The organism is Maribacter sp. PR66, assembly GCF_028464205.1.
Taxonomy (GTDB): domain Bacteria; phylum Bacteroidota; class Bacteroidia; order Flavobacteriales; family Flavobacteriaceae; genus Maribacter; species Maribacter flavus.
Genome location: NZ_JAQPCH010000002.1, coordinates 301211 through 326643, shown reverse-complemented (window position 1 = coordinate 326643; position 25433 = coordinate 301211). Strand labels below are relative to the sequence as shown.

Below are 25433 nucleotides of genomic sequence, written 5' to 3'. Positions count from 1 at the left end.
TGATGTTGTTTTTATACCGATTCAAAAATACCCTTTTTTTATCTTTTTTGATTTGCATCTCCTGTGGAAACTCGGGCAAAAAAGATGCGGACAGTTCTCAGGTTTCGGCCGAGGAGACGCTGCTTGAGGAACCCGAACCCATAGTTGTAGCGGCCAATAAAACCGATGCATATCTTCCGCTGTTGGCAGGGAAATCTGTGGGCGTTGTGGCAAACCAGACCTCGGTGATATTTAACGAAAACGGATACACCCACTTGGTGGATTCCTTGTTAAAATTAAATGTCGACATAAAAAAGGTCTTTTCACCGGAGCACGGTTTTCGAGGTAAGGCCGATGCCGGTGAAAAAGTCGACAGTAGTACGGATGAGGAAACGGGGCTTCCCATCGTTTCACTCTATGGAAAAAACAGAAAACCTTCTGCGGAACAACTGGCAGGATTGGATGTGGTTGTGTTCGACATACAGGATGTGGGTACCCGGTTTTACACGTATATCGCCACCCTACAATTGATCATGGAAGCCTGTGCCCATAGTAATATTCCCGTTTTGGTTTTGGACCGACCTAACCCGAACGCCCATTATGTGGATGGCCCCACCATGAAAAAGGAACACACAGGATTCTTGGGCATGAACGAAATTCCCTTAGTGTATGGCATGAGCATTGGCGAATACGCCAACATGATCAATGAAGAAAGTTGGTTGGAAGGAGGCAGGAAATGTGACCTAACCGTTATTCCCTTGGAAAACTGGACACACGAACGAATTTACCAAATCCCAATACGTCCCTCCCCCAATTTACCGAACGATGTTTCCATAAATCTATATCCCAGTTTGGGTCTTTTTGAAGGCACCAATGTCAATGCAGGTCGCGGTACGGAATTTCAGTTTCAGCGGTACGGGGCTTCCTTTTTGGATTCAACGGCCTATAGCTTTACCTATGTTCCGAAACCCAATTTTGGAAGCAAATATCCCAAGGAAGAAGGAAAGAAATGTTATGGAAAGGACCTCTCCAATACCCCGCGAATGAACGAAGTGTCCTTGCAATGGATTTTGGATGCCTATAAAAACACCCTAGATAAAAGTAAGTTCTTTTTGACCGATGGATTTACAAAGCACGCCGGCACCCGGGAACTTCAAAAACAAATTGAGTCAGGGCTTACAGAAAGGGAAATAAAGGCTTCCTGGCAGCCGAAATTGGAGAAATTCAAGAAAATACGAGCCAAGTATTTGATGTACGAATAGTATTGGTTTCTTTGTCATATATAACGTAGTGAAGTATCTATTGTAGCAACGAATCCTCGAAGAGATTGCGGTTTTAGTTAATTGTACCGAACATGTAACAGATTCTTCGTTGTGCTTCGCTCCACTTAGAATGTCAAAAAGTGAAAGAGCTCAACTCAGAATAAAATACAAGGGTTTGTTATACCGCAGACTTGGATTCCCCAACCGTAGTAGGCCTACGGTATTTATGAAAAGGCTGTTTTAGCAATCCAGATATACTGGAATTCTCTCTTTCATCTGGGAAGGTATCCACACCGTACACGATCGATTCCCTATCCAAATACATATAGGTGCCGAACAATCGGTCCCAAATGGCAAAAATGTTTCCGTAATTACTGTCTGTATAAGGTAATACATAGTGATGGTGCACCTTGTGCATATCCGGAGAGACAATCAGATAACTTAAAAATTTATCCAATTTTGTAGGTAGTTTGATATTGGCGTGGTTGAATTGGGACAATACGACCGACAAGCTTTGATATAACATGATGATGCCAATTGGCGCCCCTACCAAAAGCACTCCAAGTAGCGTAAATAGATAACGTACAAAAGATTCCAACGGATGGTGTCTATTCGCCGTGGTCGTATCCACGTGGTGATCGGAATGGTGCACCAAGTGGACCATCCACAAAGGTTTTACCTTATGCTCCACCCAATGGGCCATATACGCCCCTATCAAATCCAACAGCATCACCCCAAGCAGTACATACAACCACAAGGGCATGGCCGGAAGCCAATTAAGTATGCCAAAATCATTGCCTACGGTCCAGTCTGATGTTTTCAACAATAAAAAAGCCAAGAAAAAATTAATGACGATGGTCGTTAGGGTAAAGAAGAAATTAGGAACGGCATGTTTCCATTTTTTATAGCGTACCGTGAATAACGGAACAATACCTTCCAAAACCCAAAAAAAGGTAATACCTCCTACCAGAATCAAGGAACGATGCGCCGAAGGAATCGTTTCAAAGTATTGAATTAATTGTTCCATAGCATTAAATATAAGAAATCAAGCAGTTTCTTTAAACTAGATTATAGGGAAATCCGCTTCTTCATTTCCTCTACAATATTGAAGGCTGCAGGACAAATGGCTACATTCTTTAAAGTGAGGTGGCTTATCTGTTGGAACTTTTTCCGGTCGGTGTGGGGAAATTCGCGACAGGCCTTGGGTCGAACGTCGTAGATGGTGCAGTAATTATCGGCATCCAAAAAATTACAGGGAACTTCTTGCAGCACATAATCGTTTTCCTCATCGATGCGTAGATAAGCATCGATAAATTGCTGGGGCTTCAGTCTAAAATACTTGGAAATTCGTTCAATATCGGCATTGGTAAATAACGGACCCGTGGTTTTGCAGCAATTGGCGCAGGTTAGGCAGTCTGTCCGTTCAAATTCGGCCGTGTGCAATTCCTGCATCAGATAATCCAAATTCTTGGGCGGTTTCTTCTTCAATTTGGCAAAGAACTTTTTGTTCTCAGTCTTTTTATCGGAAGCCCATTGCGGAAGTTGTTTCAGTACCTTGTCCATCATCCAAATTTTCGCTCCAAAACTAGGTAAGTACTTTTTAAAAGGGGACTTTTGTTGGACAAAATTTAGAAAATTGTCAAAGGATATTTTGGGCAAGGCCCTTTTGGATTACCATAATCTGGAATATACGGAAGATATCATCACTTATTCTTCCTTGGACGAGGAGGACCAATTACCACTTCCTTACATGTTCAGAAATTTTAAACAAATGCCCATTTTGGAACAAGTTGCCTTGGGGCATTGCAAAGGTACCGTACTGGATGTAGGCTGCGGGGCCGGTAACCATAGCCTCTATTTGCAGGGCAAAGGATTTGAAGTAACCGGTCTGGACGCATCCGTCGGGGCGATATCCGTTTGTAAACAGCGAGGGTTATTGAAAACCATACATACCGATTTTCTACGTTTGGACGGACAAAAATACGATACGCTTCTGCTATTGATGAACGGCATCGGGATTACCGGAAAACTAAAAAACCTAGATACGTATTTGAACCAGATGAAGCGGTTGCTCCAGCCCAATGGACAGGTTTTATTGGATTCCAGCGATATTTTATATATGTACGAATCAGACGAAGAAGATGGAGGCTACTGGATTCCGCAGCATGTGGACTATTACGGGGAGGTGACTTTTACGATGCGCTATAAAAACGAGGAAAGTGAACCTTTTGATTGGTTGTACGTAGATTTTAATACCTTAAAAAGAGCGGCTACGTTTAACGGTTTGAATTGCGAAATGGTAAAACAAGGCGAGAGCGACGACTATTTGGCCCGTTTGACCTTTTTGTGATACTTCTGTAGTATATTTAACGTTGTGCTATTGAAAAAGTTGATTATGAAAAAGTTTAAAATAGTGTCCCTTTTGGTTCTTATTATCCTATTGGGTTCCTGTTCAAAGGACACTACCGAACCGGATGTACGTATCGACAAAACCTTAAATTTAAAGGGTACGGGGGATTCCGCCAATGATATACTCTCCAATGACACATACGATAAACTTCAAATAGAGATTGCCTATGTTTCCGGGCTTAGGCCGTCGGCTACGGCTATTTCGGACTTTACGAAATTTTTAAGGCTACACACCTTCAAAGAGGACATTGAATTTATATACCAAGAATTGGAATCTCCTAATGAGGAAAATCTTACCCTTCAGGAAATCGCAGATTTAGAAAGTGAGAACAGGACCGCTTACAATAATGGCTCTACTTTGGCTGTCTATATTTATTTTTCCGATGCTCCTGCGGAGGATGACGAGCCGGAGGAGGGTTTGGTTACTCTGGGTGCTGTGTACAGAAATACTTCGATGATCATTCATGAGGCCACCATCCGGCGATTGGCGGCCCAAAGTATCTTGGTAAGCAATGCCGATGTAGAGGCGGCTACCCTGAACCATGAATTCGGGCATCTTTTTGGTCTGGTCGATTTGGGCACCCCGGCTTTGTCCGACCATGAGGATACCGCTGCGGAAAACCACTGCAATGTGGATGGATGCCTAATGCGCGCGGAACTGCAATTTACGCTTTCGGGAAAATCTATTTTAGAGCCTAAAAATAGTACCTATGCTGCGAATCTCAATCCGGCATGTGTATTATCGGGTACTACCGTGATGAGCCTTTTGCAGCCCTCAAAAACGGGCAGATCTGTTGAAATTCCGGGTTTGGATGCCGCTTGTATTGAAGATATCCAAGGCAATGGGGCCAGATAGTTTCTTTGTCTAAGGAATATTCAAATACTTATGGGTCTGTAAGGAAACCTTCCATTTGGGGTTTTTCATAACGTACTCAACGATCAGTGGGGTCACCTTCTCCCGTACACTCCACTCTGGCTGAAGATAAAGGATACATTCCTTGTTCGTTTGGGAGGCCTGTTCTTCGGCAAAAATCAGATCGTGCTTGTTGTAAACGATCACTTTGAGTTCATGGGCTTCATCGTAAATCCGCCCCTCAGGTAATTTGTTCTTTTTGGGCGATAAGCAGATCCAATCCCAAGTTCCCGTCAGTGTATATGCCCCCGAAGTTTCGATATGGGTTTTCAGGTTTCGGGCTTTCAACTTTTCCGTCAAAGGTCCCATATCCCACGTCAAGGGCTCACCCCCCGTGACCACAATGGTATCCGAGTATTTTGCCGCATTTTCGACTATGTGTTCTATATCCGTAGGCGGATGTGTCTCAGCGTTCCAACTCTCCTTCACATCACACCAATGGCATCCAACATCACATCCACCGACCCTAATGAAATAGGCAGCTGTACCCTTGTGAAATCCTTCGCCCTGAATCGTGTAGAATTCCTCCATTAAGGGAAGGTAAAAACCTTTGTCCACCAACTCCAAAACATTATTTTCTTGCATCTGGCAAAGATAGGAAAAGACTTGGGCATAGTTTTCCCCTAGGGAAGCAATTTTAGGTCGAAGGAGCATCTTTGGCGATACAATTTACTACCTTATAAACCTTGCCGTCATATTTGGTAAAAAGATAGAGTTCGCCCGTACTGTCCATACCCCATCTAAGATCTACACGGGCACCACCCAACAAGGCATCAAAGGTGGTGGTCTCCCCGTTAAATAGAAATTCCATTTTTTGGATGTTTGCCTGATGGCCGTTGGTGACATTATCTACATCTGCAATAAAAAGGGTGCCCCTTGGAATATCGCCAAAAAGGTACTTGCCCTCGAGCCTTTCCAACGTACCGTGATAAACAAAGCCTCCTGAAACCGCATTGCCCTCATCGTGGTCATATTGTATGATGGGATAGTCATAGCCCTCGTCATCTTTGGGCAGCGGATATACGACCTCCGTATTGGCACTGGAATCAAATAAAAAGGTACCTTCCCTGTTAGGCCAACCATAATGACGTCCTTTTTCCACAAGGTTCACTTCTTCTATACTATGCCTGCCTATATTGGAAACATACATGCGACGCGGATCCTTGCCATCCCACGAAATCCGATGGGGGTTTCTGAAACCATAAGCCCATATTTCCGGAATACCTTCTCCATTCCCAACAAAGGGATTATCCGAAGGAATTCCGTATTGACCATTATCACTGTTACTTCCCAAAGGGTCAATTCGGATTACCGATCCCCATATCTGATCCTTTTGGCCTACTAATTGAGGTTGATCGGCATAAATAGCACCACCATCACCAACACCGAGGTATAGGTGTCCATAATCTGCATCCTCCTTTTTTGCCATGGGATTGAAGGAAACCTCTTGAAATCCGTGCGCGCTACCTATCATATCAACCCGTAGCAGTTCCCTTTTTGTTCCCTTGAACTTTGAGGATAAGGGGTCTTCTGCCTTCCATTCGGTAAGTACCCATTGTAATGCAACCTTTAGGCTATCAGGCAGTGGGAAATCTGCCTTTCGCGTATGGGCCGGCTCGGTATGGGTTGTAAACAGCAGTCCGTTATCATCAAAATTGGGGTGAAAATCAAAACTGCCAAGACCCGTACCAAAACCGGGAACATTGATGAAATTTGGCAGTTCCCCGGCCATATCCAGATAGCTGCTGACCGTAGATTCCTTGGCCTCGAATAATGTACCGTTCAAATCGGCAATAAACTGTCGTTCCCCTTCAGGTGTGGGCAAGGCAAAAAATTTATTGATACGGGCCTTAGGATGATGATCTGCACTGGCGGGTACTTGAAGCACCTCTTCCAAAACCAGCAAGAGATTGGAATGGGTTATTTTTTCAGGAATGGGATCCGTAATGGCACCGGACCTTTTTCTTTTACTCTTTTTTTCCGCCTCGGAATACTTATGTACAAAACCTAATAGGGCTTCAAAATCATCCTGGGAAAAATGCTCAAAACCCGGCATATACGTACCATAGGTTTCATAAAGTCGTACACCCCTTACGTCACCGGCCTCTATTTTATGTTTGGGATTTTTTATAAAATCGATAAGCCAGGCCTTATCTACCTCTCCGGTTACACCGGCCAAACTTGGTCCTATGTTATTTGCATTAAAATCATGACAACTGGCACAATGTGTATTGAACAATTGCATGCCTTCCTGTACGGATAGTTCATCCTGACGGTAGGTGCTCCCTTGGTCTCCTGTATTGGCAATATCCTTTTCACCATTGCTTTTACACGAAAAAAAGGCGAAACTAAGGCCCAAAAGCATTAAAACATGGCCTTTTGGTATAAAAAATGACATTATCCCTATTTAAATGATGTATCGGTAATCCGTGGAAAATCCCCCTTGAACCTCCCCGAAATTGTACTATTGAACAAATCCTGTGGTAAGGAAAGCCACACTTCCCAAGCCCTAAGATACACATTGCGTCCCAAAAACAAGGGACAGAAATGGAGACCGTGGCACCTTTTTGCCTCAAGGCATACATTCCCTTTTTCTTTTGCTCAAAAATCCGCTATTTTTAGCAAAAATTTTGAGTATGGCGTCCAAAGAGGAATTTTTTGAACATATTGAAAACGGATATGCTACCAAAGGCGACTATATAACGATGGGTGCCGCAATGTTGAACAGGGAAGCAATGACCAATGCTTTGGTAAAGGTTCCCTTGAAAACCTTGAACCGACACGGTCTGATCGCGGGGGCTACGGGAACCGGTAAGACCAAAACCTTACAGGTATTGGCCGAGAATTTATCGGACAAGGGTATTCCTGTTCTCCTGATGGACTTGAAGGGCGATTTGAGCGGATTGGCCCAACCAAGTCCCGGTCATCCAAAAATTGACGAGCGCCATGCCAAAATTGGAATTCCGTTCGAATCCAAAAAATTTCCCGTGGAGATTCTATCCCTTTCAGAACAGGACGGGGTAAAGCTAAGGGCCACGGTTTCGGAATTTGGACCGATACTGCTTTCAAGAATTCTGGATCTTTCCGAAACCCAGGAAGGGATTGTTGCGGTAATCTTTAAGTACTGTGACGACAATAAATTACCGCTATTAGATCTCAAGGACTTTAAAAAAGTATTGCAATATGCTACGGGCGAGGGCAAGTCGGAATTTACGGAGGAATATGGGCGAATTTCAACCAGCTCCACTGGAACGATCCTAAGAAAAATAATCGAGTTGGAACAACAGGGAGCCGACCTGTTTTTTGGTGAAAAATCCTTTGAAGTCAATGACCTTACCAGAATCGATGAAAATGGACGGGGATATATCAATATCATTCGGCTCACAGATATTCAGGACAGGCCCAAACTATTTTCCACCTTTATGCTGAGTTTATTGGCGGAGATATATGATACCTTCCCAGAACTTGGCGATAGCGAAAAACCAGAACTGATTTTGTTCATAGACGAGGCACACCTTATTTTCAACGAAGCCTCCAAGGCCCTTTTGGATCAGATAGAAAGTATCGTAAAACTGATACGCTCCAAGGGAATCGGGCTGTATTTTGTGACCCAAAACCCAACGGACGTACCCAACGAAGTGTTGGCACAATTGGGTTTAAAGGTACAACATGCCCTACGGGCCTTCACAGCCAGGGACCGAAAAGCCATTAAACTTACGGCCGAAAACTATCCTATTTCGGATTATTACGACACCAAGGAAGTGCTGACATCCTTGGGCATCGGGGAAGCCTTGATTTCGGCATTGGACGAAAAAGGAAGGCCCACACCCTTGGCGGCCACCTTGCTGAGGGCACCCATGAGCCGGATGGATATCTTATCGGAATCTGAACTAAAGGAGCTCATCGACAATTCCAAATTGGTAAAAAAATATAGCGAAGTAATCGATCGCGAGAGTGCCTACGAAATATTAAACGAGAAAATTGAAAAAGCGGAGGAACTTGCCCAAAAGGAAAAAGAAAAAGCCCAGACCCCACGAAGAAGTACCCCTACCAGAAGAAGTACCAGACAGAACCCGGTAATCAAGGTACTCACCAGTGCAACATTTATAAGGGGAGTCTTGGGTGTATTAAAAAAAGTCATGCGCTAATTATACGAAAGGACCATGACACTAACCTGGGACACCAAAAATAATAAGCCTAATAATGAGCAACGTTTAAGTATGACCTATAAACTGTATCTACAAATACATGAAATCAATCAAAACCATCCTGATCCTTTTTTCTATAATCATCATCGCGCAGTGCACTAAAGAAGATGACAAAACATTTAAGATTTCTACAGATGCCGTGGGCAAATTGGATAAAACAAGCTTGGCCAGGGATCTAGATCTTATTTACGAAAACGACTCCGTGGTTAGGGATACCATACAGTCCAACTTTGGTAACGGCTCCAGTAAAATTAAAATTTATGAAAAAGGAGGTGCCTTACTGCTCACGCTTACACCCAATACGGATAGTATTCCTACGATCCAAAATGTTTTGATCAACGATAAACGGTTCAAGACCGATAAAGGTATCAGCATTGAAAGCACCTTCAAGGATATTCAGGAGAAATATGAAATAAAAAAGATAATTACTTCCATCAACAATGTGATCATCCTGCTTAAGGATAGTGACATCTATTTCACGATCGACAAAGCGCAATTGCCGGATAACCTGCGCTATCAAGCGAATACGAACATTGAGGCCGTTCAAATCCCCGATGCGGCAAAAATCAAATACCTTATGGTAGGTTGGGATTAAGTATCGGTTGCCAAAAACCTCCGGCCTCTAACTTTAAAGAAATATTCCATGAAAGCCTTGTATAAAAAGCTCATTCCCAAATTATACGGTGCTTTGTTGAATGTATACGTGTATGTAAGTCCGAAAAACGCCGCCCAAAAAGCCTTCACCATCTTTACAAAGGTCAGAAAAGGCAGGGTTTCGCCCCATCAGAAAGAATATCTGGACCCTGTAAAACATGAACGAATACACCTATTGGGCCATACGATACAGACGTATAATTGGCCCGGCAAAAAGGAAACTGTTCTTTTGATACACGGTTGGGAAAGCAACACATGGAGATGGCACAAATTACTGGAGAAATTGACGAAGGCCGATTATAATGTCATCGCTTTTGATGCCCCCGGACATGGGTATTCATCGGGTGAATATCTATATGTTCCTCTATATGCCGAAGTATTGGAACATATGATACAAACCTATAAACCGGTCCATCTAATTGGGCACTCGGTTGGGGGTATGACCATACTTTTCAACGAATACGAAAATCCCAACGACATAATCGAAAAAATAGTGACCATCGCTTCCCCTTCGGAATTCCATGAAATCATTGGCCATTTTAAGGAACTTTTGGGACTTTCGGATAGAATGCTAAAGGCTCTTGAAGAGTATGTCAAAAATCGGTTCGGATTTACCATACGGGAATTTTCGTCTTCCAAATTCGTATTGACGAACACCAAAAAAGGATTGCTATTTCACGACCGATGGGATAAGATCACCCCGTACCAAGCTTCAGAAAAGGTGCACGCCGTTTGGAAAGAAAGTACTTTTATTTCCACCGAAGGTTTGGGCCACTCCATGCACCAAGAGGAGGTCAACAAGAAAATCATTGCTTTTTTACAAGGTTAATTAACCCAATTGCCAAATAGCCTCTTCTACCTCCACTTCTTTGGTTAATTTTAAAATAAAAATGGCTGAAGAAAAGAATACATCAAGGATTAAGAACGAGGAGCAGTACGAGGCGCTGGTAGAAAAAGGGTACAGCAAAGAGAAGGCCGCAAGAATTGCGAACACGCCAGATTCTGGAGAGAAAGGCGGAAAAGCCCCCAAGTATGAAGAAAGGACCAAAAAGGAACTCTATAAAAAAGCCACCGAAATTGGAATTGAAGGACGTTCCAAAATGAACAAAAAAGAGTTAATTTCGGCCTTAAGAAATAACTGAACAATGAACAACGTTTCACCCTTTCACATTGCCATTCCGGTGCATAACCTGGCGGAATGCAGAAAATTCTATGGAGAAGTCTTGAATTGCGAAGAAGGAAGAAGTAGCGACCATTGGGTCGACTTTAACCTCTTTGGGCACCAATTGGTCATCCACTACAAACCTAAATCCGAAATGGAAGCGCTTCACCACAACCCTGTGGACGGTCATGATGTCCCCGTTCCACATTATGGGGTAGTATTGACCTGGGACACCTTTGAAAGCTTTTCCGAAGAACTAAAACAGAAAGGCGTAAAGTTTGTCATTGAGCCTTATATTCGGTTCAAAGGGCTGGTTGGTGAACAAGCTACCATGTTCTTTTTGGACCCTGCCGGTAACGCCTTGGAGTTTAAGGCGTTCAAGGACATGGGGCAATTATTCGCCAAATAGTCTATTGTGACCACGAAGTAGGGACCCTGTCCCAACGGTGCTTTTTAAGTTCCTTGATTAATTCCTTTGGTAGGGATTTACCATCACTGGTGGCCGTATTGGCCAAAACATTGCGCTGTTTTCGCATACCCGGTATGGTGGTGCCCACATGTTTGTTCTCCAAAATAAAACGAAGGGCCATCTCCGCCATGGTCATACCTTGTGGTATAAGGGGCCTTAGGGCATCTGCATGTTCAACGGAAGAATTTAGATTTTCCGGGACAAAGTAGGTACCCCGCCAATCTCCCTCCGGGAACGTGGTTTCCTTGGTCAAATTACCCGTCAGCGTCCCTTCGTCAAAAGGAACCCTCGCTATGACCCCAATATCCAGTTTCTCGCAAAGCGGAAAAAGTTTGTCCTCCGGTGCCTGATCAAAAATATTGTAGATAACCTGTACGGCATCCAACAATCCCGTTTCGAGTGCCAAAATGCCATTTTCAGGTTCCCAACGGTTCATACTGATTCCCATAGCCGCAACCTTCCCGGACTTTTTCAAATCCTCAACAGTCCGCTGCCACTCTTCCCGCTCGCTCCAGGTATCGTCCCACGTGTGAAACTGCATCAAATCTATTTGTTCGAGTCCGAGGTTTTTAAGCGTTTTATGGGTGTACTCCATGATATGGTCCGTAGGATAGGAGTCCTCAAAAGCATATTCCGGTTTGGCGGGCCATCGAAAATTCTTTGGGGGTATCTTACTTGCCGTATAAAGTTTTTTGGTGGGATGTCTTTTTACGAGGTCGCCCAAAAGTTCCTCGCTATGTCCCTCGCCATAACCCCATGCCGTATCAAAAAAATTAACGCCGTTGTCTACGGCCAAATCAAGGGACTTGGCAGATTGTTCATCATCCGAAGCTTTCCAACCCGCCATGCCCCACATACCGTATCCTATTTCACTTACTTGCCAATCCGTTTTTCCAAACCTTCTGTACTTCATTCTTACTATTTTTATTTACTTCCGATTGTTCTTTTTTCAACGCCTCCAAAGGTAATTTTTACGGGCTTGATGGTTCCATCTTTGTTGAATTCCATATTATCCAAACAGGTCACCCGATGGTCCCTATCCTCATTGGGAATGGGTCTTCGATGGTACACCATGATCCATTCATCCGTTCCGGGCACATTGATTACTGAATGATGGCCGGCTCCCGTAGCAACAGATTCATCGGATTCTAATACCGTCCCGATTCGTTTATAGGGTCCTGTAGCCTTATCTGCCATCGCATACACCACGCGATAGCTACCATCCGTCCAGTTACCTTCAGACCACATAAAATAGTAGATGTCCCTACGTAAAAACATAAAAGGACCTTCCACATAACCTTCCGGCGTAATCTCCTTAAAGATACTACCATCTTCCCAAGGCACAAAACCTGTAAAATCATCATTTAATCTACCAAGGTTGCAATGGCTCCAACCTCCATAGAAAAAATAATGGGTCCCATCCACATCCTTAAAAACGAATTGGTCGATTGGTTGGGCATCGTTATAAAAATCGGATATCAACGGTTCCCCTAAATAATCTTCGAAGGGACCTCCTGGCGTATCGGCCACAGCTACGCCGATGCCACCATAATGGTTGATATCATTATTAGGGTCATAAGATGACCTGCCAGGTCTTTGTATATCATTGGCACCAAAGAACAGATAATACTTCTTGTCCTTTTCAATAATGGAAGGGGCCCATAGGGCCTGCCGCAACCATTTAATCTTTGTAGTATCCAATATATTCTCATGCTTTTCCCATTTAATCAAATCTTTGGAGGAAAAGGCATCAAAATGCAATTGTTTGTCATAATCGTCCGAAAAAGTAGGATAGATCCAATATTCATCCCCAAAAACCGCACCTTCCGGGTCGGCGTACCATCCCTCAAAAATGGGGTTACCGGACATTTGACCTGATTTTTCGTTTTGACTGAAGACCGATGTTCCCCCTAGCAACAAGAGAACTGAAAAAAACCAAGGGAACAATTTACATATCATCATCAGGAATTTTGTTTTGGACAGCTTCATAGGTTTAAAATTAGGTCTATAGCTTGATTCTTAAAAATTTCAATTGGTTGCGGTATAATACCATAATAAATCCCTCGATTAGGGTTTCATTTGGATTTTGCGGTAAGATATTCAATTACCAATCAATCCCGGAACTCCGTTCATAAAATTCAAGAATTTTTAGCCTATTGAAAGCCCTTTGCGACGCACCCAGTAATAGGCAAAAACAAGGTTTGGCACCCATGCCAACCATGCCACAATGCGATAAGCGGGCTCAAATGAACCTATAAGCATTGTTAATAAAGGAAGCCAAATGCGCAGCGTGACCGCACCAAAACAAGCAGCATAACTATAAATCATAAAGACCTTGTGCTTTTCAAAATCCTGTTCCCTAGCCGCCCTATAGGCCGTAATGGTAAAATACAACCAAAAAACGGCAAGCAGAAAGAAGCCTGTCATTGCTATAGGGCCGCCAGTTGCATAAAAGGCAATAAAACCACCACAAATTCCACTTATAAGTACGGATACGACATATATCTTTCCAATAAGCCTATGCCTGGCAAGGTTGGCATTCCTGAAGCGTTTGCTAAACTGTACCCAACCTACCATGAGGGCCACTCCTCCAAAAAGGATATGACCGAAGAATCCAATATTCCAAATTACATTGGCCAGCAATTCCTGACTTTTGGAAAGCAACAATCCTATTTCCTCTTGGGCAAATACATACATTAATGGATATAGCCCCACACCTATGGCCAAAAACCCAAATACGAACCATGCTACCTTATTCGTCCTATTCATAGCGCCAACTTGTCAAATCGGCTCCTTTGGGAGCACTTTCCGCAATTCGTTTCATGATCTTTGGCACGTACATGGAGTTGTATCGCAACCTACTGATGGCATTGGGCAGCTCTGGATCTCCGTTCCAGCAATGCTCGGCCCGGTCCCCGTACAATACTTCCCCTTCATAATAGGGATCCGTGGTGCTCTCCAGAAAATCCTCCATTAAATACACGGCATTGTTTAGGTAATAATTGTCCATATCCCCACAATAAATGTGAATTTTCCCCTTGAGATTCTCCCCCAATTTATCCCAGTCGCGCTCCATAATATATCGAAGATCGTAATTTTCCTTCCAATATTCGGCCACATCGTGGTCAATCTGCCCCGTCATTTTATCCCAAATTCTCACGGGATAGCCATCATCGCCTTGGGGAGAGTAGGTGGCTTCCCAAATATCCCATTGTTGGCCCGACCTGGACTTATCACCCAGCACCAATTCCAGATGGTTTCCCTGCCTTAAGGTGGATTGGATATTCCCCAAATAATCCCGATGGGAAGGTACTTCCAATTTTTTATGGGCAGCGTCATAGTAATAGGCGTTCTCATCCTCATAGATATTGGTAAGGCAATACGCCCGAAAATCGATGGGATCCGGGCAAGCCGCAAAACATCCATTGTATTCCTCCGGATATTTCACCTGAACGGCCAAGGCCTCCCATCCGCCCGTGGAACCTCCATACAAAAAGCGGGACCATCCCTCGCCCATACCCCTGAATTCCTTTTCTATGTAAGGTATCAGTTCATAAGTAATGGCATCGCCATAGGGCCCCTGACTGGCCGAGTTTACGGCATAGGAGTCGTCATAATAGGGCGTTGGATGCTGAATTTCGATAATCAAAAACCTAGGGAAATCGGGCTCGTTCCATCTCTTATAAAAGTCGTACGCCTCCTGCTGCTGGATAATATTATAACCTTTCATATCGAACCTAGCGGAATAATCGGGTTCGAGATTCGGGTCTGGAGGGGTTGTCCTAAATCCGCCAAAATCCGAAGGAAAATGTCCGTGAAAGACCATCAGGGGATACTTTGCTTCGGGATGTTCGTCAAAACCCTTCGGTAACAAAACATGGGCCCCTAGATAGATATCCCGACCATAGAATTCCGATAGTTTTTCGGACTTCATCTTAATGTGCTTTATCCATTCCGTATCCTCAGGTTCTTCAATCGGTGGTATTACCTGATCCATCTCCACGCTCACATTTGCGATACCATTGCTGCCCACCCGAATCTTAAAGGGCTTACTATACAAATTACCGGGAGAACTGTTCCATTGCTGCCCTTCGCCATTGTCCATGGGCAATTTTACCGTATGGCCGGTAGCTAGGTTAAACGTTTCATAAACATGTAGCAAGGCCTGCACATTGTATTCGCCTGGCGGAATATCTGCCATGCTTGGATACGGATATCCAAAAACAGTTTCGTCAAAGGTAATGGGCTTACCGGGATGCATGCTATCCACGTTCATCCCAAAGATCAATTGCGTGTTAAGGCCATCGTTAATTTGAAAACGGGGTTCCTTACTGTCATCGGAAGAAAACATCAGCAAAAGCCTACCATCCTTTGCTTCTGGGCTGGCGGCTTCGGAAAAACGTACATTGACGCTATAAGTAGTCTCCTTGACTTTTTGGCAAGAACCCAATAGTAAAAGGGCAATACAGGCGAGACAAAAATTTCTTATCATTTTAGGTCGGTTTTTGATAAAAAGGTACTTCATTTCCACAAGATTGCAAAAGCCTGCTTTGCTTTTGTCAAGGACCACCAAAAATGATGTCAAAAAAGCTGTTTCCCAGTATATACGAACATACCATTTATCAAAACCATTCGTTTTATACTAGCATAGGATTTTAGCAATGGAATCCTATTAAAAAGCACACCCAAATCCTGAACGTTATGAAACCCTCATCGAGGGATTTATTGTGATAAGTTAACCCGGAATATGAATTAGGGGAGCGTCGTGAAGGTAAAAAGCGCAATAAAATAAAGTGGTTTGGAAATTTTGGCATAGCACCGCTATGGTGAAATTGAAAATACAGCCTAGCGTTTTATTTTGAAGCGATTTTTTGCTGTAACAGCTTTTTTAAAACATAATCCGGGGTTAAATATCCCTATAAAGTAAATGTTTAAAAAACAAACTGTTAACCTAATTTTAAACGAATGAAAAAACTAGCTGCCATCGTTATTATTTTTTTGGGAATCCTTACCGTTAGTAGTTGCGATTATGACGACAGCAACGACTTGGATATCTTAAGGCCGAATGATTCCACACAAACTGGACTGACCAATAGCGTTTAGCGTTTAGCATTTAGCGTTTAGCGAAGGTTTACAAAACGAAAAACCCCACAATTTTATTTGTAGGGTTCAGGTTTTTGAATCATTCTTTCTTATTCCCGACTTCTATGCCTTTCCCGAGCCAATAGGGTGTTTTTTAGCAACATGGCAATAGTCATAGGCCCTACCCCTCCAGGAACAGGGGTTATGAACGAGGCCTTTTTGCTCACATTTTCAAAGTCTACGTCACCGGTAATGTAATAGCCCTTTTCCTTGGTATCGTCCGGAACCCTGGTGATACCCACATCGATGACCACTGCATCATCCTTGACCATTTCAGCCTTTAAGAAATTTGGCACACCAAGGGCCGAAATGACAATATCCGCTTGCGAAATAATTTGGGTAATATTTTTTGTGTGGCTATGTGTTAAGGTCACCGTTGAGTTTCCAGGCCACCCTTTTCGACCCATCAAAATGCTCATGGGCCTTCCTACGATGTGGCTTCGGCCTATTACGACCGTATGCTTGCCCTTGGTATCCACTTGATACCGTTCCAACAGTTCTAAAATACCAAATGGGGTTGCCGGAATAAACGTACTCATATCCAAGGCCATTTTACCGAAATTCATTGGATGGAAGCCATCCACATCCTTATCCGGATGCACGGCCATGATGACCTTTTGCGTGTCGATTTGTTCCGGCAAGGGCAACTGGACAATGAATCCGTCAATATCTTTATCCTCGTTCAGTTCGTGGATTTTTTTTAGCAATTCCTGCTCTGAGGTTGTGCTGGGCATTCGTACCATGGTAGATTCAAACCCTACACGTTCGCAAGCCCTTACCTTGCTACCAACATACGTTAGGCTGGCACCATCACTACCCACAATGACCGCGGCCAAGTGCGGGACCTTTTCCCCCCTTTCACGCATCTTTGCCACCTCAGCGGCTATTTCATCCTTTATTTGATTTGAAATTTTTTTACCGTCAAGAATTTCCATGTAGTACGTATTCAATAGGCAATTTAAGTAGGCAGTACATTACACTACAAATTTACCCGGGTTGTTCATTTTAAATTGCTTCGGTTTACGGCCAATTCGCTGTTTTTCTTACTGATTATGAGATGTTAACGTCCAAGACCGCTCATCATCTGCATCATCTTTTTACCGCCACCCCCTTGCATCATCTTCATCATCTTGCTCATTTGGTCAAATTGTTTCAGCAATTGGTTTACCTCCTGCACCTCCCTGCCGCTACCCTTGGCGATTCTTTTTTTTCTACTGGCATCCAGTTTTGACGGATTTGAACGTTCATCCGGGGTCATGGAGTAAATAATCGCCTCGATATGCTTGAAGGCGTCATCGTCAATATCCAAACCTTTAAGAGCCTTACCTGCCCCGGGAATCATCCCCATAAGGTCCTTCATGTTCCCCATTTTTTTGATTTGTTGGATCTGGCCTAGGAAATCGTCAAAACCGAATTTGTTCTTGGCGATTTTCTTCTGAATCTTCCGGGCCTCCTCCTCATCAAACTGCTCCTGGGCCCTTTCCACCAAGGAAACCACATCACCCATGCCCAAAATACGATCGGCCATACGGGAAGGATAGAAAATGTCGATAGCCTCCATTTTTTCACCTGTACCGATAAACTTGATAGGCTTGTTTACGACCGATTTTATGGAAATGGCGGCTCCACCACGGGTATCACCGTCCAACTTGGTAAGGATAACACCGTCAAAATTCAATACATCATTAAAGGCCTTGGCCGTGTTGACGGCATCCTGTCCGGTCATGGAATCCACTACGAACAAGGTTTCTTGCGGATTGATGGCCTTATGGATATCCGATATCTCGTTCATCATCTTCTCGTCCACGGCCAAACGACCGGCGGTATCTATGATGACCACATTATGACCTTCCGCCTTTGCCTTGGCAATACCGGCCTTGGCAATGGCCACTGGGTCGTTATTGTCCCTATCCGAATACACAGGCACACCGATCTGTTCCCCAACTACGTGCAATTGGTCAATGGCCGCGGGTCTGTACACGTCACATGCTACCAACAAAGGGTTTTTGGATTTTTTCTTCTTTAGAAAATTCGCCAATTTCCCCGAAAAGGTCGTCTTACCGGAACCTTGTAAACCGGACATTAATATAACCGATGGATTACCAGATAGATTGATTCCTTCTGAATCGCCTCCCATTAATTGGGTAAGTTCATCCTTTACGATCTTCACCATCAACTGCCCTGGCTGCAACGAAGACAAAACGTTTTGGCCCAGCGCCTTTTCCTTCACCCGATTGGTAAATTCCTTCGCGATCTTAAAATTGACATCCGCATCCAAAAGGGCCCTACGTACCTCCTTGGTCGTCTCCGCAACGTTGATTTCCGTTATTTGCCCATGTCCTTTAAGAACATGTAGGGCTTTATCCAACTTTTCGCTTAAATTATCAAACATCCTTTTCCGTTTTAAGGGGAATGCAAATTTAAGAATATCATTGCTAAACGGGCATAAACGCTATCAAAATGTGTAAACAAAAAGAGCATCCGGTTTGGGATGCTCTTAACGCTGGGATGTGGGGCAAAAAAGGTATTACATTTTCAATAGTAACATATCGGGAAGCATATCAACTTGAGTTAAGTTCCCATTTAATCGTTTTCCCAGAAAACCTCCATCAACACCACCAACGAGGCCCAACTCTTTACTGCTGGTGGTGTATTTTTGGATGTTTTATTTTTATGGACTATATTTTTACAAAAACCAAGCGGTCGATACTTCCGTCACCACTTTCGTCCTTCAGTTCGATTCGCGCACTGGAAAAGGAAACGATGTCCCAATCTTCTGAAATCTCCGCGAAATTGGCCGGTGAGGCAAAAAATATATTAAAATCTACATCGTCATCAGAACTACTGTCGACGTCACTGCTACTGGAATCCGAAGTTATAGACCATGCCCCGGAAACGGAGGTTCCCCCATCATCCGCTGTCAGCCTTCCATCAGACTCGAAGACAAAAGTAAAATCTGTGAAATAATTGGTTTCAGTTACGCCGTCCTCCTCAAAAAGGGCAACTCGCCAACTACCGGACATTACGGTAGATTTAACCTGCTCTACGTTTGCCATACTATTTTCACCGTCTGAATCATCCGAAGATTCACAGGATAGGAAAAGGAAGCCCGTAACGGCTATCAAAAGCAAGCTTGTTTTTTTTAGTTTGTTCATTTTTATAATTGATTAAAAAGGCCTACGAAGCGCTGGGCTCCGTAGACCCTACTTATTTATTTTTCCAAAACAAGTGTGGTAATGGTACCATCATCATTAATATCCTTCAACTCCAATCTACCTTGGGCAACGGAAACAAAGTCCCAGTCATCCGTTAATTCGTTCATAGGCATATTGTCTCCAAAATTTAGGTAGACCTTAAGCTTACCATCCCTGTTTCTCAAAACTCTCCAAAGTCCTGGGGCATATACCTCTCCTCCTTCTTTAAGTTCCATTTGTAGATTTGGCATAAAGGCTGTACTATACCCTCCAAAATCAATAGTCTCATCAATTTCACCATCTATATAGGAAGCCACGATCCAGTCGCCACCCATCATGAAGTTTCTAATTTCCAAGACATCGGCATCATCGGAATTATCATTACAAACTCTTTGGAGTACCAATTCGTAGTCAATTTCCTCCACTTCAAACTTCAACCTACTTTGGGTCAATTCACGCACGGGCCATTCAAAACTTACACCGGGCTCATCCCCCATTGTAATGGCAATGATCAATTTTTGTTGTAGGTTGAATCTGATCTCCCAAGTACCTTCTGAGGTATTTACACCATTGCTCAAGGTGACAACGCCTTCAGCCATAAACTTGAACTCGTACCCTAATAGACGGTCGATCTCTTCACCCTGATTCTCCACTTTTTTTATGACCCACTCGCATTCCCTTAGTATGTTCCGTAAATTCTCTGGATCAAATCCAATGCCGTCTCCTTCACAATCCCTACGCATCCAGATGCGGTTTCTTTCCCCATTATAGAACTTAATGACACCTTCCTCAGTTTTATAGATGGTCCACTCCATATTGAAGCCCGATAAGGTTTCTATATTCATGGTCACTTTGGGACCATTATCTCCCATGATGGAAGACCAAGTACCGTTGGCTTCAAAACCTAATCTGTTACTAACGTTTACGGTTCCATCTGCCTTGAAGTCGAAATAGTAATTTACATATTGTGCGATCTCACTAACGTCGTCCCTTACCACTTCAAGTACGTACCAAGGACAGGATACCAAAAACTCCTCCAAATCTTCATCGTCAAAATCATCATCGTTGTAGTCATTATCATCGTCCTCGTCACATGCATCCTTGGCATTTCTAATCTGCATGACCAATTCCTCATTGCTGTTCACCTCGATCTTTGAGCCATCGTACAACTCCAAAGTAATGGGGAAATCGAAACTTACGAGCTCGTTATCCTCCAGCCCTTTGAAGAAAAGCCTCAATTGCCTGTCACTCTCCACGGTCACCTCCCCAGTCTGCTCTAGGTCAATATCAAAGGTGTACAGGGTCATGGGATATACAAAATCTATACATTCGATATCGTCATCTTCACCGCCCTCCTTACACTGCTGGGCCAACTCCCGTAAATCCTCAAAACCATTTATGGTTAGCTCGGTATAATCACCCGAAGTAATGGTGATAGGGAAAAGAATCTCCAAAAAGTCCTCATCGTCATCCACTTCATCAAAAATCTCCTCTATCAATTTTAGATCTTCCCTAGAATTGATGGTCAATTCCAGGCCATTTACCTCAACCGTATAGGGAAACTTTACATCGTAACAGCTAGTGCCGTCTACAATGTTATCAAAAGAACCGTCCCTAGCGGTAGTATTCTGTATCAATATACCGGCGGCAGAACTTGCCGTAATGGCTTCCGCTTCCTCGCCCGTATTGATTTCTTCAAACTCATCCTGGCATGAGGTAAAACTCAGTGCCACCGCTAAAATGCTCAGGTAAGCAAAACTTAAAAACTTTTTCATAACGATTTGGTATTGTTTATTATTTACCACTGAAACAACGCATTGAAAAAAAACCCTACCCGCTTTTTTAATTTTTTTTAAAATATCTTTGAAAAAAAAGGACCTTGAAAGCAGAAGACCCTCAAAATGTGTGTAATGAAAGTACGTACAGTGCTTTGTTCAATGCTAGCTCCAAAACGATATTCAACTATATATATTATAAGTTTGGAAATGAGGAGAAGGCACACGATGCCGTGCAGGAAGCTTTTGTAAAATTATGGGAGAACTGTGCCAAGGTCGCCCCAGAGAAAGCAAAGTCGTTTTTATATACGGTAGCCAACAATCTTTACTTAAATGTTCTCAAGGCGGAAAAGGTGCGTCTTAAATATGCCGATAAATCCCTTAAGACCACCCATGAGTCCCCAGAGTTTCTCATGGAGGAGAATGAATTCAAGGCGAAATTGGAGCGGGCCCTTAACGACCTTCCCGATAATCAGCGATCCACTTTCCTGTTAAATCGCATTGATGGAAAAAAATATGCGGAAATCGCGGAAATGGAGGGCGTAAGCGTCAAGGCCATTGAAAAAAGAATGCACTTGGCCCTGAAAACGCTTCGGGAAAAGATTGAGGGGATTTAGAATTTGGGGTTACGAGTTAGAGTGATAGTGTGATAGTGTGATAGTGTGATAGTGTGATAGTGTGATAGTGAAGTTAAAAATTTCATTTTTGAACTTGACTCCTGTTTTTGAACTTGATTCTAGTATTTGAATTTGATATTTGTGTTTGAACTTGAAATTTGTAGTAGGGTTTTTGATTGGATAGTTGTTAAAGAGGTATAAAGCTAAAAGATATGCAAGAAAATTACTTGGCAAAATGGCTTACTAATGAGCTTACGGAGGCGGAACTTGAAGCGTTCAAGAAGTCCGAAGAGTATGCTACCTATCAAAGAATAGCGGAGACTTCCAAAGAATTACGGGCTCCTGAATTTGATCGTGAAAAGGCATGGGAGCGGCTTCAGGCTTCCAAAGAAAGCCAGGAATCAGCAAAGGTCATTACCTTATCCCCTTTTAAAGCCTTCCTACGAGTGGCAGCGGTCATCGCCGTGTTGCTTACAGGGGCTTATTTCTATTTTAACACGCTTGATGAAACCATTATTACCAAATTGGCCCAAAACAGGGAAATTACCCTGCCGGATAATTCTGAAATACTCCTAAATGCGGAATCCACTCTTTCTTACAATAAAAAAAATTGGGATTCCAAAAGAGCCATCAAATTAGACGGTGAGGCGTATTTTAAAGTGGCCAAAGGAAAAAAGTTTACGGTTTCCACCTCACAAGGAACTGTCACCGTTTTGGGTACCCAGTTCAATGTGGAGGACAGGGACAGTTATTTTGAGGTTACCTGCTATAAAGGTTTGGTACGTGTAACTTTTAACGGCGAGGAGTTTCAACTGCCGGCGGGAAATTCCGCTCTTGCCATTGAGGGTACAATGAAAAAATCAAAGGTGGATGTAAACGGAAAACCCTCTTGGGTAAACAACGAGAGTACCTTTAAAAGCATACCGCTTAAATATGTTCTTGCAGAATTGCAACGCCAACATAATTTGAAAATTACTCTTGAAAACATTGATGAAAATCAACTTTTTACAGGCACGTTTAGCAATTCCAATTTGGATTTGGCATTAAAAAGTATAAGCACACCTCTTAAAATTAGTTTTAAATTAGAGGGCAACAAAGTGCTGTTCTATGAGGAAAGCGCCCCTTAAAACGCTTAGTGTCCATCTTTTCATAGTGTTTCTGTTGTTCCTTGTGAACGGCGGACTGGCACAGCAAACATCCAAACCAAAAATTTCCGTCATTGGTTTGCTTCAGGAATTGGAAACCGAATTCAATGTAAAATTTTCCTTTGCGGATGCAGATTTGGAGGATATTCAACTCCATCGGCCGGAGACGGAGAACCTTGAATCCGCCATTGTCCAAATAATTTCCCAAACGCCCTTAGAAATTGAAAGACTTAGTGACCGATATTATTCCGTCATTCTTACGGATACACTTTCCATTTGCGGCACGGTACTGGACAATTATGAGAACAATACGATACCGGGCGCCACGGTACGGGTATTGGATACTGACATCGCCATGGTCACCAATATGGACGGGACCTTCGCTTTTGAGGAGGTGCCCCGTACAGCGATCATCCAAATCAGTCATTTGGGGTTCAAACCCTATTTTATTTCGGTGAAAAAACTGAGCAACAAGGCTCCTTGTACGTCCATAGCCTTGGCACTTAGCTATCAGGAACTGGAAGAGGTCGTCGTCTATAAATTTCTTACGGATGGCCTTGCCAAGTTTTCCGATGGTAGCATTCAAATGAATACCGCGGAATTCGGGATCCTACCGGGTTTGATCGAGCCGGACATCCTACAATCGGCCCAAGCTTTTCCGGGAATCAAAAGTGTGGACGAGACCGTATCGGACATAAACATCCGTGGTGGCACCAATGACCAAAACCTGATTTTATGGGATGGCATAAAGATGTACCAGTCCGGCCATTTTTTTGGGCTAATATCGGCTTTTAACCCATATCTGACCGATAAAATCACAGTGATAAAAAATGGAACGAGTTCCATATACGGGGATGGTGTAAGTGGGGTCATGGACCTTCGCACCAAAAATGACATCCAAAATTCCGTATATGGTGGCGCTGGGTTCAACCTAATCAATGGAGATGTTTACGGACAGATACCCCTTGCCGAAAACATGGCCATTCAGTTCTCCGGAAGAAGGTCCGTAACTGATTTTCTTGAGACACCCACCTACACTACATTTTCGGAAAAGGCCTTTCAGGATAGTGAGGTACGAACGGACAATGACTTTTATTTTTACGATTTTACGGGCAAGTTGTTATACGATATAGACCGATATCACAAAATAAGGCTGAGCCTCATTCATATCAATAATGATCTTGACAATTTTTCCCTAAGGCCCGATGGTACCGATGCTACCGAAAGTTCCTTGGACCAAATCAACATATCCTTTGGCGGAAGCCTTGAAAGCGAATGGACGGATAACTTTTACACTCAGGCAAACGTCTATTACACCCAATACAGGCTCACGGCCTTCAGTATTACGGAAAGTGCGTCACGGCAATTGTACCAAAACAACTTGGTGAAGGAATCCGGTGCAAAACTCAATACTGTTTACAAACTAACGCCCACCTTGCAATGGACGAACGGATACCAATTCACGGAAACGGGCATTGAAAATATTACACGAATCAACCTCCCCTTTTTTGAAAGTAGTGTAAAGGGCGTAATCAGGTCGCATAGCGTTTATTCAGAATTCTGCTTTGAAACGGAGGACAGAAAACTCTTCGCCCAAGTTGGAGGAAGGTTAAATTACATTAGCAACATCAATACCTTTGAGAAAGTCCTTATAGAACCTAGGCTAAGTATCTCCTATGAATTCGCACGTAATTTTAAGGTGGAGGCCTTGGGCGAATTCAAGAGCCAATACACCAACCAGATCATTGACCTGGAACAAAATTTTCTTGGTCTGGAAAAAAGAAGATGGACCTTGGCAGACGAAAATGAGTTGCCAATAGTGCAAAGCAAACAGGGGTCGCTGGGCTTCAACTACGACGAAAACAGGTTGTACGTTGGTGTTGAGGCCTTCTATAAAAATGTTACGGGCATCAATGTGAGGACCCAAGGTTTCCAGAATGAAGATCAGTTTGACGGTGAGATTGGCGAGTATCTAGTAAAGGGTCTGGAGTTCTTGATCAACAAAAAAACGAACGACTATAGCGTTTGGTTCAGTTATGCCTATAATGACAATAACTATACGTTTAACACCGTTGACCCGCCCATTTTTCCGAACAACCTGGAATTGGAACATTCCTTTACCCTGGCCGGAAATTATAATTACAATGATTTTAAAATTGGTGTCGGTTTTAACTATAGGTCCGGAAAACCGTATACCAGGCCAGACGTTACCAATCCTCTGGACTCCTCTATATTTCCAAATGAGATAAACTATGAGGACCCAAACAGCAGTAGCTTACCTGAATATTTTAGGGCCGATGCATCCGCAACCTATGATTTCAACCTCAGCAAGACCATAAGGGCATCCGTAGGCGCATCGGTATTAAACTTTACGAACAGAAAAAACATCTTGAATACCTACTACAGGCTGAACAATACCAACGAAATTGAAACGGTGCAACGGGTATCCATAGGTGTGACTCCCAACGCAAGTTTTCGGATTCGTTTTTAATACGTGTTGGTTG

24 protein-coding genes are annotated in these 25433 nt (G+C 43.3%); 12 read left to right on the top strand and 12 right to left on the bottom strand.

All coding sequences use genetic code 11. From position 1 onward, the window contains the following. Positions 1-2: 2 nt before the first annotated feature. A complete protein-coding gene (locus tag PP181_RS06355) occupies positions 3-1241 on the top strand; it encodes an exo-beta-N-acetylmuramidase NamZ family protein (RefSeq protein ID WP_272636618.1) in 1239 nt (412 codons plus the stop codon). Between the two features lie 178 nt (positions 1242-1419). Here PP181_RS06355 and PP181_RS06350 read toward each other — a convergent pair whose 3' ends face one another. Together PP181_RS06350 and PP181_RS06345 are read right to left on the bottom strand one after the other, a co-directional pair. Continuing rightward, positions 1420-2268 (bottom strand): sterol desaturase family protein, encoded by an 849-nt coding sequence (locus PP181_RS06350; RefSeq protein ID WP_272636405.1) that lies wholly within the window; start codon positions 2266-2268, stop codon positions 1420-1422. A gap of 41 nt (positions 2269-2309) precedes the next feature. Next, a complete protein-coding gene (locus PP181_RS06345) occupies positions 2310-2804 on the bottom strand; it encodes a YkgJ family cysteine cluster protein (RefSeq protein ID WP_272636617.1) in 495 nt (164 codons plus the stop codon). Between the two features lie 73 nt (positions 2805-2877). Here PP181_RS06345 and PP181_RS06340 point away from each other — a divergent pair, with 73 nt between their 5' ends. Then, complete coding sequence (locus tag PP181_RS06340; RefSeq protein ID WP_272636404.1) at positions 2878-3591, top strand: class I SAM-dependent methyltransferase; 714 nt, start codon at positions 2878-2880, stop codon at positions 3589-3591. A 45-nt stretch (positions 3592-3636) separates the two neighbouring features. Continuing rightward, positions 3637-4506 (top strand): hypothetical protein, encoded by an 870-nt coding sequence (locus PP181_RS06335; RefSeq protein ID WP_272636403.1) that lies wholly within the window; start codon positions 3637-3639, stop codon positions 4504-4506. A 9-nt stretch (positions 4507-4515) separates the two neighbouring features. Here the strand turns inward: PP181_RS06335 and PP181_RS06330 are convergent, their stop codons facing one another. Beyond that, entirely contained in the window at positions 4516-5148 is a 633-nt protein-coding gene (locus PP181_RS06330) for a 7-carboxy-7-deazaguanine synthase QueE (RefSeq protein ID WP_272636402.1), read from the bottom strand. Positions 5149-5200: 52 nt separating this feature from the next. Beyond that, on the bottom strand, positions 5201-6961 hold the full coding sequence (locus PP181_RS06325; protein WP_272636401.1) for a PQQ-dependent sugar dehydrogenase: 1761 nt from the start codon (positions 6959-6961) through the stop codon (positions 5201-5203). A 238-nt stretch (positions 6962-7199) separates the two neighbouring features. On the opposite strand from PP181_RS06325, the gene PP181_RS06320 reads away from it, so the two are divergent. From PP181_RS06320 to PP181_RS06300, 5 genes are all read left to right on the top strand, one after another. Continuing rightward, positions 7200-8711 (top strand): helicase HerA-like domain-containing protein, encoded by a 1512-nt coding sequence (locus PP181_RS06320; RefSeq protein WP_272636400.1) that lies wholly within the window; start codon positions 7200-7202, stop codon positions 8709-8711. Between the two features lie 100 nt (positions 8712-8811). After that, positions 8812-9366 (top strand): hypothetical protein, encoded by a 555-nt coding sequence (locus tag PP181_RS06315; RefSeq protein WP_138257377.1) that lies wholly within the window; start codon positions 8812-8814, stop codon positions 9364-9366. Positions 9367-9414: 48 nt separating this feature from the next. Then, a complete protein-coding gene (locus PP181_RS06310; protein ID WP_272636399.1) occupies positions 9415-10254 on the top strand; it encodes an alpha/beta fold hydrolase in 840 nt (279 codons plus the stop codon). 61 nt (positions 10255-10315) lie between these two features. Then, entirely contained in the window at positions 10316-10567 is a 252-nt protein-coding gene (locus PP181_RS06305; RefSeq protein ID WP_154917006.1) for a DUF7218 family protein, read from the top strand. Positions 10568-10570: 3 nt separating this feature from the next. Further along, positions 10571-10996 (top strand): VOC family protein, encoded by a 426-nt coding sequence (locus PP181_RS06300; protein ID WP_272636397.1) that lies wholly within the window; start codon positions 10571-10573, stop codon positions 10994-10996. 1 nt (position 10997) lies between these two features. Here the strand turns inward: PP181_RS06300 and PP181_RS06295 are convergent, their stop codons facing one another. From PP181_RS06295 to PP181_RS06280, 4 genes are all read right to left on the bottom strand, one after another. Further along, entirely contained in the window at positions 10998-11969 is a 972-nt protein-coding gene (locus tag PP181_RS06295; protein WP_272636396.1) for an aldo/keto reductase, read from the bottom strand. An 11-nt stretch (positions 11970-11980) separates the two neighbouring features. After that, on the bottom strand, positions 11981-13045 hold the full coding sequence (locus tag PP181_RS06290) for a glycoside hydrolase family 43 protein (protein ID WP_272636395.1): 1065 nt from the start codon (positions 13043-13045) through the stop codon (positions 11981-11983). Between the two features lie 159 nt (positions 13046-13204). After that, entirely contained in the window at positions 13205-13825 is a 621-nt protein-coding gene (locus tag PP181_RS06285) for a DUF2306 domain-containing protein (RefSeq protein ID WP_272636394.1), read from the bottom strand. Beyond that, on the bottom strand, positions 13818-15548 hold the full coding sequence (locus PP181_RS06280) for an alpha/beta hydrolase-fold protein (protein ID WP_272636393.1): 1731 nt from the start codon (positions 15546-15548) through the stop codon (positions 13818-13820). Before PP181_RS06280 ends, PP181_RS06285 begins: the two co-directional genes overlap by 8 nt. A gap of 473 nt (positions 15549-16021) precedes the next feature. On the opposite strand from PP181_RS06280, the gene PP181_RS06275 reads away from it, so the two are divergent. Beyond that, complete coding sequence (locus PP181_RS06275) at positions 16022-16159, top strand: hypothetical protein (protein WP_272636392.1); 138 nt, start codon at positions 16022-16024, stop codon at positions 16157-16159. A gap of 89 nt (positions 16160-16248) precedes the next feature. On the opposite strand, the gene PP181_RS06270 is transcribed toward PP181_RS06275, so the two are convergent. From PP181_RS06270 to PP181_RS06255, 4 genes are all read right to left on the bottom strand, one after another. Then, a complete protein-coding gene (locus PP181_RS06270) occupies positions 16249-17133 on the bottom strand; it encodes a bifunctional 5,10-methylenetetrahydrofolate dehydrogenase/5,10-methenyltetrahydrofolate cyclohydrolase (protein ID WP_154917010.1) in 885 nt (294 codons plus the stop codon). A 125-nt stretch (positions 17134-17258) separates the two neighbouring features. Continuing rightward, a complete protein-coding gene (ffh, locus tag PP181_RS06265) occupies positions 17259-18590 on the bottom strand; it encodes a signal recognition particle protein (RefSeq protein WP_272636391.1) in 1332 nt (443 codons plus the stop codon). Between the two features lie 286 nt (positions 18591-18876). Continuing rightward, positions 18877-19353, bottom strand: coding sequence for a hypothetical protein (locus PP181_RS06260; RefSeq protein WP_272636390.1), 477 nt, complete (start codon positions 19351-19353; stop codon positions 18877-18879). A gap of 56 nt (positions 19354-19409) precedes the next feature. Beyond that, positions 19410-21167 (bottom strand): hypothetical protein, encoded by a 1758-nt coding sequence (locus PP181_RS06255; protein ID WP_272636389.1) that lies wholly within the window; start codon positions 21165-21167, stop codon positions 19410-19412. Between the two features lie 104 nt (positions 21168-21271). On the opposite strand from PP181_RS06255, the gene PP181_RS06250 reads away from it, so the two are divergent. From PP181_RS06250 to PP181_RS06240, 3 genes are all read left to right on the top strand, one after another. Continuing rightward, positions 21272-21784, top strand: a complete 513-nt coding sequence (locus PP181_RS06250; protein WP_272636387.1) for an RNA polymerase sigma factor — start codon at positions 21272-21274, stop codon at positions 21782-21784. A 212-nt stretch (positions 21785-21996) separates the two neighbouring features. Further along, positions 21997-22911: a FecR family protein gene (locus tag PP181_RS06245; RefSeq protein WP_272636386.1), complete on the top strand. Its 915-nt coding sequence runs from the start codon at positions 21997-21999 to the stop codon at positions 22909-22911. Further along, positions 22892-25420 (top strand): TonB-dependent receptor, encoded by a 2529-nt coding sequence (locus PP181_RS06240; RefSeq protein ID WP_272636385.1) that lies wholly within the window; start codon positions 22892-22894, stop codon positions 25418-25420. The genes PP181_RS06245 and PP181_RS06240 overlap by 20 nt, the downstream gene beginning before the upstream one ends. The last annotated feature ends 13 nt before the right edge of the window (positions 25421-25433 follow it).